Annotated in this window: 11 protein-coding genes; 7 read left to right on the top strand and 4 right to left on the bottom strand. The window is 63.6% G+C overall.

Annotated elements, in window-relative coordinates; genetic code table 11:
• Window positions 1-199: 199 nt before the first annotated feature.
• Window positions 200-2,452, top strand: a complete 2,253-nt coding sequence (gene parC, locus BM177_RS12060) for a DNA topoisomerase IV subunit A (RefSeq protein WP_091682696.1) — start codon at window positions 200-202, stop codon at window positions 2,450-2,452.
• Between the two features lie 173 nt (window positions 2,453-2,625).
• On the opposite strand, the gene BM177_RS12055 is transcribed toward parC, so the two are convergent.
• Both BM177_RS12055 and BM177_RS12050 read right to left on the bottom strand, forming a co-directional pair.
• A complete protein-coding gene (locus BM177_RS12055; protein WP_091682693.1) occupies window positions 2,626-3,363 on the bottom strand; it encodes an arginyltransferase in 738 nt (245 codons plus the stop codon).
• Window positions 3,364-3,486: 123 nt separating this feature from the next.
• Complete coding sequence (locus BM177_RS12050; protein WP_091682924.1) at window positions 3,487-3,960, bottom strand: RDD family protein; 474 nt, start codon at window positions 3,958-3,960, stop codon at window positions 3,487-3,489.
• A gap of 287 nt (window positions 3,961-4,247) precedes the next feature.
• Here BM177_RS12050 and BM177_RS12045 point away from each other — a divergent pair, with 287 nt between their 5' ends.
• The 3 genes from BM177_RS12045 (at window position 4,248) to BM177_RS12030 (ending at window position 6,865) form a co-directional block, all read left to right on the top strand.
• On the top strand, window positions 4,248-4,916 hold the full coding sequence (locus BM177_RS12045) for a M15 family metallopeptidase (RefSeq protein WP_091682690.1): 669 nt from the start codon (window positions 4,248-4,250) through the stop codon (window positions 4,914-4,916).
• Window positions 4,917-5,311: 395 nt separating this feature from the next.
• Entirely contained in the window at window positions 5,312-6,088 is a 777-nt protein-coding gene (locus tag BM177_RS12035; protein ID WP_091682686.1) for a hypothetical protein, read from the top strand.
• A 252-nt stretch (window positions 6,089-6,340) separates the two neighbouring features.
• A complete protein-coding gene (locus BM177_RS12030) occupies window positions 6,341-6,865 on the top strand; it encodes a phosphatase PAP2 family protein (protein ID WP_091682921.1) in 525 nt (174 codons plus the stop codon).
• On the opposite strand, the gene BM177_RS12025 is transcribed toward BM177_RS12030, so the two are convergent.
• On the bottom strand, window positions 6,851-8,269 hold the full coding sequence (locus tag BM177_RS12025; RefSeq protein ID WP_139223601.1) for an APC family permease: 1,419 nt from the start codon (window positions 8,267-8,269) through the stop codon (window positions 6,851-6,853). The two genes, BM177_RS12030 and BM177_RS12025, sit on opposite strands and share 15 nt — an antisense overlap.
• Window positions 8,270-8,443: 174 nt before the next feature.
• Between BM177_RS12025 and BM177_RS12020 the strand changes: the two genes are divergently transcribed.
• Complete coding sequence (locus tag BM177_RS12020) at window positions 8,444-10,261, top strand: FAD-dependent oxidoreductase (RefSeq protein WP_091682681.1); 1,818 nt, start codon at window positions 8,444-8,446, stop codon at window positions 10,259-10,261.
• A 33-nt stretch (window positions 10,262-10,294) separates the two neighbouring features.
• Here the strand turns inward: BM177_RS12020 and BM177_RS12015 are convergent, their stop codons facing one another.
• Entirely contained in the window at window positions 10,295-11,305 is a 1,011-nt protein-coding gene (locus tag BM177_RS12015) for a methyltransferase (RefSeq protein ID WP_091682678.1), read from the bottom strand.
• 190 nt (window positions 11,306-11,495) lie between these two features.
• On the opposite strand from BM177_RS12015, the gene BM177_RS12010 reads away from it, so the two are divergent.
• Together BM177_RS12010 and BM177_RS12005 are read left to right on the top strand one after the other, a co-directional pair.
• Window positions 11,496-11,915, top strand: coding sequence for a secondary thiamine-phosphate synthase enzyme YjbQ (locus BM177_RS12010; protein WP_091682919.1), 420 nt, complete (start codon window positions 11,496-11,498; stop codon window positions 11,913-11,915).
• A 91-nt stretch (window positions 11,916-12,006) separates the two neighbouring features.
• Window positions 12,007-12,765: a competence/damage-inducible protein A gene (locus BM177_RS12005; protein ID WP_091682677.1), complete on the top strand. Its 759-nt coding sequence runs from the start codon at window positions 12,007-12,009 to the stop codon at window positions 12,763-12,765.
• Window positions 12,766-12,767: the final 2 nt, after the last annotated feature.

Genomic DNA, 12,767 nt, shown 5'->3' with positions numbered 1-12,767 from the left:
GGGACCATCGAAATTTGATGGCGCGGCCGAGCGCGTCGAGCTTTGCAATCCCGCTCTCCGCTGGTCGTAGACGAGCGCCTGCATCCCGGCTAGTGCAACTCGGCCACACCTTGCGGAATCCCGACAGGGCGGCGCCAAGACCTGTGGGAAGGGCCGGCCGGAACTTGCGCGGCCTTGCGGCGTCGAATAGGCCTTCGCCATGGGAAAAAGCATCGCTCCTCCGCCAGCGCCTCCGGGCGGGGGCGTCGAATCCGTCAATCTTCGCGACGCGCTCGAGGAGCGCTATCTCGCCTATGCGCTCTCGACCATCATGGGCCGGGCCTTGCCCGACGCCCGCGACGGTCTGAAGCCGGTCCATCGCCGCATTCTGTACGGGATGCAGATCCTGCGGCTCGACCCGGCGGCGCCGTTCAAGAAATGCGCGAAGATTGTCGGCGACGTGATGGGCTCGTTCCATCCTCATGGCGATCAGGCGATCTACGACGCGCTCGTGCGTCTCGCGCAGGATTTTTCCTCCCGTTACCCGCTGGTCGACGGGCAGGGCAATTTCGGCAATATCGATGGCGACAGCGCCGCCGCTTACCGCTACACCGAAGCGCGGATGACCGATGTCGCCCGACTGCTGCTCGAAGGCATCGACGAGGACGCGGTCGATTTCCGCGACAATTACTCGGGCGACCAGCAGGAGCCCACCGTCCTGCCGTCGGCGCTGCCGAACCTTCTCGCCAATGGCGCGCAGGGCATCGCGGTCGGCATGGCGACATCGATACCGCCCCATAATCTCGCCGAACTCTGCGACGCGGCGCTCTATCTGATCGCGCACCGCGACGCCACCGGCGACCAGCTGCTGACTTTCGCGCCGGGCCCTGATTTTCCAACCGGCGGCGTTCTCGTCGAGCCGCGAGCCTCGATCGCCGAGACCTACCGCACCGGACGCGGAGCGTTCCGCCTCAGGGCGCGCTGGTCGGTGGAGGACGCCGCGCGCGGCGGCTACGTGATCGTCATCACCGAAATTCCCTACATGGTGCAGAAGTCGCGGCTGATCGAAAAGATCGCCGAGCTTCTGAACGACAAGAAGCTGCCGCTCGTCGCCGACGTCCGCGACGAATCCGCCGAGGACGTGCGCATCGTGATCGAGCCGCGCGCCCGCACGGTGGATGCAGGGTTGCTGATGGAGCAATTGTTCAAGCTGACCGAGCTTGAGACGCGTTTTCCGATGAACATGAACGTGCTCGTCGACGGGCTCGTGCCCCGCGTCGTCTCGTTCAAGGAGGCCTTGCAGCAATGGCTCGACCATCGCCGCAACGTGCTTCTGCGGCGCTCGCGCCACAGGCTCGCCGAGATCGAGAGGCGCCTCGAAGTCCTCGCCGGGATGCTCATCGTCTTTCTCAATCTCGATGCGGTGATCGCCATCATCCGCGAGGAGGAGGAGCCGAAGGACGTTCTGAAGGCGACGTTCGCCCTCTCCGATCTGCAGGCGAATTATATCCTCGACACCCGCCTGCGCAGTCTGCGCCGCCTCGAAGAGATGAAGCTCAGGGGCGAACACGACGACCTGACCAAGGAAAAGCGCGACATCGAGGGATTGCTGGCCGACGAGGTCAAGCAATGGAAGACGATTGTCGGGCAGATCCGCGAATTGAAGAAGAAATACGGACCCGAGACCGCGCGCGGGCGCCGCCGCACCTCGATCGCGGAGGCGCCGGAGATCGCGGAGGCCGACATCGCCGAGGCCATGGTCGAGCGCGAGCCGGTGACGGTGGTGGTCTCGAAGAAGGGCTGGGTCCGCGCGCTCAAAGGCCACGTCGCCGACCTGACGTCCCTGCAGTTCAAGGGAGATGACACGCTCGACGTTTCCTTTTTCGCCGAGACGGTTTCCAAAATCCTCGTGCTGTCCAGCGACGGCAAGGTTTTCACCCTCGACGCCGGGAAACTGCCGGGCGGGCGCAGCCAGGGCGAACCGCTGCGGCTGATGGCCGACATCGCGGAAGGCGAGACGATCGTTTCCGTCTTCCTCCATTGCCCGGGCGCGAGGATGCTGGTTGCGGCGAGCGACGGGCGCGGGTTCCTCGTTTCACAGGACGAGATGCTGGGCGGCACCCGCAAGGGCAAGCAGCTTTTGAACGTGGATCAGCCCGCGACCGCCGCTCTGATCGCGCCCGCTTTCGGCGACCATGTCGCGGTTGTCGGGCAGAACCGCAAGCTGTTGATTTTTCCTTTGGATCAGATCCCGGAAATGTCGCGCGGAAAGGGAGTCAGGCTGCAAAAATACAAGGACGGCGGCGTCGCTGACGCCAAGGTTTTCGTTTTAAGCGAGGGGTTGACCTGGAAGGATCCCGCGGGGCGCACAATCACGGTGGCGGCTGGCGATCTGACGGACTGGATCGGCCATCGAGCGGAATCAGGCCGGCTGCCGCCGCGCGGGTTTCCGAAGAGCAACAAATTCACTTGATGGAGCCAATTCACTTGATGGTGCAAAGCAGGCTGGTCTGCGCTGCAGGCCGGCTTGGCGCAGGCCGGCTTGGCGCAGGCAGGCTTGGCGAAGGAATCATCCGCGCCAGTTCGCGTCGGCGTCGTCCCGGCTCAGCCGCGACCTCGCCATCCAAGCATCGACCAGGGGTAGTTCTATTCCGCTCGGTCCCAGCCGTTCATCCCGAGCCGTTCCTGCGGCAGGAACCGCGATTTGTAGCCCATCTTTTGTGAACCCTCGACCCAATAGCCAAGGTAGACATGCGGCAGGCCGAGTCGGCGCGCGCGTTCGATATGGTCGAGAACCATGTAGGTGCCGAGCGAGCGGCGCTTTTCATCAGGCGAATAAAACGAATAGACCATGGACAGCCCGTCCGCGAGAAGATCGGTCAGACAGGCTGCGACCAGCACGGGCTCGCCTCCGTCCTGCTCTTCAGCCATGGCGAAATATTGCACGAGCCGCGTTTCGACGTGGCTGTCCTCGATCATCATCGAATAATCGATGACCGTCATGTCCGCCATGCCGCCGTCGTTGTGGCGGGCGTCGAGATAGCGGCGGAAAAGTGAATATTGCTCCGCGCTGGGTTCGGCGCGCCCGACGGCGCCGGTGAGGTCGCGATTGATGTCCATCACCCGGCGGAAGCCGCGCGACGGGACGAACTCATTGACCTTCACCCGGACCGAAACGCAGGCGCGGCAATGTTCGCAGGCGGGGCGGTAGGCGATGGTCTGGGAACGGCGGAAGCCGGAAAGGGTCAACTGGTCGTTGAGGGCGACGGCGCGCCCGCCGATCAAATGGGTGAAGACCTTGCGTTCCTGCCGGCCGGGCAGATAGGGGCACTGGGAGGGCGCGGTCAGATAAAACTGCGGCGCGTCGCGCGGTTCTCGCGTCAAGCTGGTCGGCCCCTTGGTTCCTGTTTACGGTCCAGATTCAAAGAGGCTAACGCTTTCCCGGCGGGGCGCAAGTGCCAGACCGCGAATCGGCGGGTTCCCGCCCCGTTCCAGCCCGGTCAGGATCTAGACCGGCCGGCGGGTGATGATCACCCCTGCAAGAATATCGTGCACGCACCGCTTTGAATCATTGACGAGCGAAACCAGAAAGACAGGCGGAAACAGCGAGCTGATGTAAAACAGCACCGCATGCGCCGCCGCATTCAGGAACGGAGTCCGCCGGCCGTCGGTCAATCTCATTTCAAGGTCCATCGTCTGCATGCCGGGCGTCGCCATGCGCCAGCCCGAAATCGTGAGCCCGTTATAGAAAAATGCGATGAGCGGAAACAGGGGCGGCAGGATCATGATCGAAAGGCCAAGGGTCAGGACCGCCAGCCCAAACCACGCAGCGAAGGACAAGATCGACACTAGAACAAGGTCGAGCAGGAGAGCGATCATGCGACGCGTGCGCACGCCCTCGAGCGCGTTGGGCGGGAGATAGGTCTGCATGAAAACCGGCGGCGCAAGCGCCGGTCTGTCGAAACCGTTCGTGTCGCGCATTTTGAAAGGTCCTTGTCTTTCCGCCAAGTTCTCTCGCCAAGTTCGCGCGGCGAAGTTGATCATGTGCGAGAATAGATCCTCAAAAGCCCGAGGCAAATCTCATCGCCGCCCCTGGTTTTCCCGCCGCGACGCCTGGTGGCGTAGACGATATGTGGTCGTGAGGCGCGCGGGACACAAGACCGCGGCAGGCCCTGCGCGGCGGGGGCTGGACCCGCCGCGCAGGGCCTTTATAGTCCAGCGAAGCTTGGCTGGAAACTCGGCCCGGCCCAAGACGAAAGGTCAGGCGAATGTTGATCGGGGGCGCTCAGGTCGCAATAAGCCTTTTGACTTTGGGCCCCGCCTGCGGTTGCGCCGCGGCGCGCGCCGAGCGGCCCGAAGGATTCGTCCGCCTCGCCGACCTCGCTCCCGGCGTACAACAGGACATGCGCTACGCCGGCGCCAACAATTTCATCGGCCGTCCTTTGCCAGGCTATGGAGCGCCCCGATGCTGGTTGAGGCGGGAGGCGGCCGAGGCGCTCGCGGCCGCGCAAAAGGACGCCGAAAAGATCGGACTGCGGCTTGTCGTCTACGACTGCTACCGGCCGCAGCGGGCGACCCGAGCTTTCATCGAATGGGCGCAGGACGGAGCGGATCAGACCCAAAAAGCCGAATATTACCCGCATATCGACAAGCGCGCGCTGTTCGAGCGGGGCTATATCGCGAAAAACTCCGCCCATTCCACCGGGGTCGCGGTCGATCTCGCCTTCGCCGGTCTCGATTTCGGCGCGCATTTTGATCTCTTCGACGACATTTCGGCGACGCGAAGCCCCGCGATCAGCGCCACCGCGCGGCAGAACCGGGAGCGGCTCGTTGCTCTGATGCGGGCTCACGGATTCGCCAATTTCGATCAGGAATGGTGGCATTTCACGCTGGAGGGCGTCAAGGACGCCGCTCCTTGCGATTTCGAGATCGAATAGTTCGTTCGGCTTCTCCCGGTTTGCGGGGCGCTTTCCGGCATTTGCCTTCGGCCGTCCATGTCCCGGCCTCACTCGCGTCCCATTCCGGGCGGGAATATGAAACGCGGCGCGCCGGCCTGCCCGGCGCAGGCGACGATTGTCGTTTGGATATAATCGTCGAATGCTAAGCAGGAATCTGTCGCGCCGATCGGAGGCAGGACTGATCGAACGCCGCCGTGAAGGTCCGCGGAAAGGCCCGAAATAGCGCTCACGCTGGCCTCGAAGGCGACTTGGAAACGCGTCTTGGGCGCGAACTTGGACCGCGACTTTTGGACCGCGACCTTGGAAAGAGCCTGACGCAGGAAGGCTGTGTTCTCAGCGTTCCGCCCCGGGCGTTGTGAAGGGAGCCGACGCGCATGTTTCGCACTATCGGATCGTTCCTCAAAGAAGCCGTGCTTGGCGTCGCTGAAATGCTCGGCGCGACATTTACCTCGAACCAGCGCAAAGCCGTCTCTTCCGATACAGGCGGACCGCTCGACCGGGCCTTCTTTCCAGGAGACGCGGCCGGACGCGCCGCGACTTTGGGCCGCGTCGAAGTTCCGGCGCCGGCCGATCCCGCTGCGGCGTCCAGTGCTCCGCCGGCCGAGAACAGCGCAAACCGAAGGACGCCGAGGCCGCCGCCCGCCGCCAAACCCTCCTTGCGAGCGAAGTCCGCTTCTCCCCGCAAGAAAGTCGCTTCCGTCCCCGCCGCCGCGAACGAGTGCGAGGCGGTTGCCTCCCTTCCGGCCGGCGATCAGCCATCCGAAGCGTCCGTCGCGCCCGAGTCGAGATCGCGCGTTGCATTGCGTTATCAGGCTTTGAAAGCGGCCGGCCTCTCCGCGAAAGAGGCGAACGACTTCAGCCGGTCGGAAAAGAAATACGCGCTCTACCAGCGCCTTTCGTCCACACACCTTCCGGAAAGCGCGAAAACCCAATGGGAAGCCCTCAAGGAATTCGACCTCAAGGCCGCCGATGAGGCGGCGCGGCGCAAGGGGGAGGGCGTTCCCGTCGAGGATCTCAGGGTGCTGAAAAAGCAGATCGCGAAGGCGCGGTCGGAGTTGATCGCGAGATACCAGCCGGGCGAGGCTTCGGGCGGGAATACGCCGAGCGAAGTGGAGACCGTCGCAAAAATGATCGGCCTCGAGCACTTTTGACGTTCCGCCGAACCCTTCGGCCCGGTTGTGAATTCGGGCGGGATTGTCAAGGCAATGCAAAAAAGCCGTCACGAAAACGCCGTCACACTGCCTTATGTCTCGCACATGGCTTTCTTGCGCGATGATCTTCCCAAGTCTTCCTACAGTGTGTCCAAGGCTTCCTGGAGCTGGTTCAAGTCTGCATGGAGCAGATCATCCTGCTTTGGAGATTCAGGCTTCCCGAACGTTGACGGATCCAAGACGGCGGTCTGGATGGGAAGGCTTCACGACGCGGACCTCGCCGCCGTCCGGTTCATCGCCCGCTCGTCTCATTTTACCCTCGGGCGGGCCTGCGCGATCGTGATGAGCAAATTGGGCAACGGCTGGATCTATCTGATCCTCGGGGCCCTGGTGTTTCAGTTCCTCGGCCGAGACGCTTTCAGGGTCGCCGTCCTCGGCGGCTTGAACGCTTTGCTCCTGCATTGCCTTTATCCGTCCATCAAAAGACGCGTCGGCCGCCAGCGCCCGTTCAAGGCGGATCCCGATCTTCGCTCGCTCCTCGCGGTTCTCGACGAGCATTCGTTTCCCAGCGGACATGTCATGACATTGTCCGGCGTGTTGGTGCCGATCGTCCTGGTTTGGCCCGCGACGGCGTTGGCTTCGTTGGTTTTGATGGCGTGCATGGCCTGGTCGCGAATCGCGACGGCGCACCACTACCCGAGCGATATTTTCGCGGGCACAGCCCTCGGCGTCGTGCTCGCATATCCGCTTTCGATCTGCTTTCTATCGATCTGGTGACGCGCCTGCGCGCTCCAGCGGGGCCGAATAGAACGTGCTGCGATAGAGTTTGCGATAATACCACATCGGCGCCGCTCCGATCAGGATCGCTCCGACGGCCATGGCGGAGACGCGCCATCCGAGCGCCGGCAATTGATAAAGCCCGATGAACGCGACAAATATCGCTGACGCCAGCGGGACGAGTCCGGCGAACACAAGCGTCGTCCAATTGTCGCGCAAGACCGGCCTGTAGAACCAGAAACAGGCCGCGCCCGCGAGCGCGTAATAGAAGGCGACCTGCACGCCAATCGCGCTGATGAGGTCGCCCATCAGCTGATTGACAGTCGGCGCCGCCGCCGCCGCCGCGAAAAGAAGCAGCGAAACGCCGCCGACGGCGAATCCTGCGACCCACGGCGTCTGGAAGCGGGAATGGAGCCGTCCCAACGGCTCGGCGATCACGTTGTCCCGCGCCATCGAAAACAGAAGTCTCGTGGTCTGCAGGAGTTGCGTCTCGATCGTCGCGACGGCGCTGACCATGACCGCGAGGACGGCGATGGCGCGGCCCTTTTCGCCGAACGCCGCGCGACCGAGGGCCGGAAGAAGGTCCGCGGCGTTGGCCTCGATCACATCGGGAGTCAGCGACATTTGCACGGCGACCTGGGCCAGCAGGAACAGCGCGAAGATCACCAGCACCCCGGCGACGCCGCTGAAGCCCGCGGTCCTGTCGGCGTCGGCCGTCTCCTCGGCGAGATTGGAGGCCACGTCCCAGCCGAAAAAATAGAAGATCGAGACCAGCATGCTTGCGGCGAAGACGGGGAACGCGCCGAAGGCCGAAGGCGAAAACCAGGACCAGGAAAATGGCGTGACCGGCGCCGCCCGCGCGTTCCAGACCGCGAAAACGCCGATCAGCAGAAGGGCGAGGATTTCGAGCGAGGTCATTGCGACCTGCGCCCTGGCGCTGGCGGTGATGCCGCAGGTCACCAGGGCGAGGACGGCGAGGAACCAGACCACCCCGGCGCCCGTCGCGAAGGCGACATCGTGAACCCGCCCTGGTGCGATGAGTTCAAGCGTCGCTTCGCCCGCCGGAAGCGCCGCCGCCACCATGAAGGTGGTCGACAGGCTCAGCAGCGCCCAGCCGGCGAGAAAGCCGAGTTCCGGATTGATCGAGCGCCCGACCCAGACATAGGCTGCGCCGGCGTCGGGGCGCCATTTGTTGAGATGGGAGAAGGCGAGGGCGATTCCGAGCATCGGCAGGAAGCCGAGGCAAAGCGCCGCCGGTCCGGCGGTTCCGGCGGCGGCGATCAGCGCCGCCGTGGTCGCCGTGATCGAATAGCCGGGGGCCGAGCCCGCGACGGCCATGACCGCGGCGTCGAGAAAGCCCAGCGCCCCCGCCTTCAGGGCGTGAGGCGTCTTGCGATGGATCACGTTGTTCCTCTCGAAGGGCGCGGGTGATAATGTGATCCAGGACTCATTCAAATCTCCGGCCAAATTTCCGGTCGAGCGTCCGCGGACACATGTTAGGCCAGGCAGGCGCGGAGCGGACGCGACAAGGAATTTCGAGGCCAGCCGCGTCTGGACCTGACAACAACGGCTCGCGACATGGCAAGAACCCCAACTTCCGCCGGCGGTCGAGCGTTTTCCGCGATTTCAAGACGCGATTTTCTGAACGGCGCCCTCATCGCCTCCTCGGGCCTCGCTGGGCCGTCTTCCCTCGAAGCCGCCGCCGCCGGGGAGTACGCCAACGCCTGCGACGGCGAAATCGGCCGCGATCCCCGCGCGCTGCGGAGCGGCAATCTGCCGTCGGCCTTCAATGTCGCACACTGGCTGCGGGACGAGCGGTTGCGCTTCGAACCCGGACGCGTGTCTCTTGCGGCAGGCTGCGACGGCCATGAAGGCCGCTTCGAGATTTCCGAAGCGGGCGATTATGACGTCGTCATCGTCGGCGGCGGTCTCTCGGGCCTTTCCGCCGCGTTCTATATTCTGCGGCGGCGTCCCGAAACAAGGATCCTGCTGATCGACGCCAACGCTCATCTCGGCGGCAATGCGGCGCGCGATCAGGGGCCGCCGCTTCCCGTGACCGCGTCGACAGGCGGCGCCTATTGCGTCGCTCCCTACGCCGATTTTCAAAAGGAGCTTTACGGCGGACTTGGCGTCGAATGGGAGGCGTTCAGGATCGCGAGCCCGATGTACAGCTATTTCTTCGACGCCGAGACGCCGGGCGTGAAGGCGGGGCGTCGCGGCTGGAACATCGACACCTACGGGGAAGGGCTGAAGGACGTTCCCTATGCCGCGCCGGTGGTGGAGGATCTCCTGCGCTGCCGGACGGCGTTCAAGGCATGGTCCGACGTCGAGGGTGCGCCGACCGATCCGGCCGACGCGAGCAGTCCCGCCTACGATTATCTCTCCGAAATGACGCTCGACGCCTACCTTCGCGATGTCCTGCATTGTGATCCGTTGGTTTCGGATTTCTACACGCGCTACGCCATCGACGCGATCGGCGGACCGGCGTCCCTTGTCAACGCCCACACCTCGATCAGCTTCCTCAACGCGGAATATGGCGACCTCTTCACCTTTCCCGGCGGAACTTCCGAATTGGCGAAACGACTCGCTCGCTGGCTGACCGACCCGGAGCAGGGGCGCCATCCGGTCGCGATCCGCCTCAATGCAGTGGCGCTGCGGGCGGATCAGGGCGCGCCGGCCGGAAATGCCAAGCCGGCGGTCGTCTACGTCGAAAACATGAGGTTCCTCCGCGCGACCGCAAGCGCCGTCATCCTTGCGTGCCAGTCGCACGCCGCGCGGCGCCTGACCGCTCACATGAGCGACGCGTCCCGCATCAAGGCCTGGAGCGCGTTGAACACAGCGCCCGCCATCGTCGCCAATGTCGGCATAAGCAGCGCCTCGTCTCTGGCGGACCTCGGCCTTGGATACAATCAATATTGGTGGGGCAGCCGGGACTGGGCGAGTTTCATTGTCGCGGACTGGGCGGGGCGGGGCGCGGACCAGCCGGACCGCCCGACCGTGCTGACCGTCTTTGGAGGCAATACTGCGCCGCCGGAGGATTTCGCAAAGGAGCGTTTGCGCCTGCTGCGGACGCCGTTCTCGGCTTATGAGACGTCGCTGAAGGAGGATCTGTCGAGAATTCTGGGCGGAGCGAAATTCGACTTCGAGCGCGACGTGACGTCGATCAGTCTCTACCGCTGGGGACACGGAATGATCCTGCCTACGACCACTTCGGTGTTCGGCGATTCCCATGACGCCAACGGGCGGCTGGACCGCGCCCGGGCGCCCCGCCGCATCGCCTTCGCGCCGCTCGGACGCATCTCCTTCGCGGGTCAGGACAGCGAAGGCGCTCCTTCGGTCGAATGCGCCCTGAGTTCGGGACTTCGCGCCGCCAATGAAGCGCTCGAGAACTTATGAAGCGCTTGCGAACTAATTTAAAGAGGCCGTGATCTATTTGACGCCGACGATCATCGAATCGGCGCCGCCGAGGGGCTCCACCCGGGTCTGGGTGAAGCCCGCCTTGCGCAGCCATCCGATACATTCCGCGCCGGTATAGTCAAAACCTCCCGGCGTCTCGATCAGCATGTTGAGACTCATCAGGAGACCGAACGAATTCTCACGGCGGTCGTCGTCGATGATCGCGTCGTAGATGATGAGCGCGCCGCCCGGCTTGAGCGCCGCATGGGCCTTGGCGACGAGCGCTTCCTTTTGCTCCAGATTCCAGTCGTGCAGAATATGTCCCATGATCAGGACGTCGGCTTCTGGAAGGGGATCGCAGAAAAAATTTCCCGCCTGAAACGAGACTCGGTCGGAAAGGCCGAAGCCGCGCACGTATTTTTCGAAAATGGGGCCGACGGGCGCCAGATCGAATCCTGTCGCGGACAAATGGCCGTAGGCATTCGCGATCGCGACGGTGAGGCCGCCCTGGGCGCAGCCGATATCTGCGAATGAAGCGTATCGGTCGAACGGGAAGGCGGCGGCGATGGCGTTTGCGGCCCCCAGGCTGACGCCCGTCATCGCCTCGAGAAATTCTTCGAGGATTTGCGGATCGGCGTACATCGTGGCGAAGAGATCGCCGCCGCTGGCGATTTCGTTTTGCGGCTGTCCTGTGCGCAGGGCCTCGGTCAAGCCGCCCCAGAAACGGTACAGGCGATGATTGGCCATTTCGAGAAGGCCGCCGACGTAAGTCGGCTTGTTGCGGTCCAGAAAAAGCCCGGTTTCGGCAGTGTTTGAATAAAGCCCGCCGTTGCGCTCGAGCATGCCCAACGCGACCAGAGCGTCGAAAAAATCACGCGCGCCCCGCTCGTGCAGGCCTAGCTTCAAGGTCAGCGCGTCTAGGTCCAGAGGACCCGCCGCAAGCTCTGTGAAAACGTCAAGGTCGACCGCGCTGAGCAGCGTCTTCGAGCCCCAAAATCCCATGCCAAGCTGAAAAATCGCAGCCGGAGTCACCGGTTCCGTCATAGGGACGTTTCCTCTCCGCCATTCGGTTGTGCGAAATGCTGTGGCGGGCGAACGATTCTGGGTTGAGATCGTGACCAGAAAAAGACGATTGCGTCTTGATGCGAGCCTTTGCGTCAATTTTCCGCCAGAGTTGAATGGCGGCCGCGCACAGGTCCGCGTCTTCGAAGCTCCAGCCTCCGCGAAGGTTCCAATGCGCCAGGTTCTTCATCGTCTTTTGATCGCGACCCGAGGCCAGGGCCTTGTCGAAATCACGGGAGAGGTCTCGTCCTGGCTCGCGGGGGAACATATTTCGACGGGACTATTGACGGTTTTCTGCCGGCATACTTCGGCGTCGCTGCTGATTCAGGAAAACGCCGATCCCGATGTCCGTTACGATCTCGAACGGTTTTTCGACGCGCTCGTGCCGCGGGATCCGGCGCGCTATGTCCATGCCGATGAGGGCGAGGACGATATGCCGGCGCATCTGCGGACCGCGCTGACGCAGGTTCAGCTTTCGATTCCGGTCGCGGATGGGCGGATGGTCCTCGGCGCGTGGCAGGGCGTTTATCTGTTCGAACACCGGAGCGCGCCGCACAGGCGCGAGATCGTGCTGCATCTTTTAGGAGATTGAGGCTGCTTTTAAGGGATTGAGGGTCTGGGGCCGGCCCGGGCGAATCGAATTTCATCCTTCTTCGTGGTAGCAAGCCTGCGGGAGAGCGGGCATGGCGCAAACAGGTTCAGTGACGGCGGCGGTCCTCGTGATAGGCGACGAGATCCTGTCCGGCCGCACCAAAGACGCCAATATCGGCTATATCGCCGATTATCTGGCCAAGATCGGCGTCGATCTGCGCGAGGTCAGAATCGTCGCCGACGAGAAGGCCGAGATCGTCGCCGCGGTCAACGCCCTGCGGACGCGCTACACGTATCTCTTTACAACCGGAGGCATCGGCCCGACTCATGACGACATCACGGCCGACGCCGTGGCGGCGGCCTTCGGCGTCGCCATCTCTGAAGATCCGCGCGCGATCAAGCTTCTTCTTGAGCGCATCAAGCCGGAGGACCTCAACGAGGCGCGCCGCCGCATGGCCTTCATTCCGGACGGGGCGGAGCTGATCGAAAACAGGATTTCGAAGGCTCCGGGGTTCCAGATCGGCAATGTCATCGTCATGGCGGGCGTTCCCGCGATCATGCAGGCGATGCTCGACGCCGTCGCGCCCCGGCTCTCGACAGGTCCGCGCCTCATGGTCGAGACGATCGCCGCCGGCCAGTTGTTCGAGGGTGATTATGCGAAGGCCCTCGGCGAAATCGCCGCGGCCAATCCCGAACTGTCCATCGGCTCCTATCCCTCGTTCCGGGACGGGCGGTTCCACAACGAGATCGTCGTGCGCGGCTGCGACGGGAGTTTGGTGGCCGCTGTCGCGGGCGCGATCCGTGAGCTGGTCCACCGTCTTGGCCACGAATCGACAAAAGGGCGGGTCTGAAC

This window comes from Methylocapsa palsarum, assembly GCF_900114285.1.
Classification (GTDB): Bacteria; Pseudomonadota; Alphaproteobacteria; order Rhizobiales; family Beijerinckiaceae; genus Methylocapsa; species Methylocapsa palsarum.
This window is presented reverse-complemented; position numbering and strand designations above follow the sequence as displayed.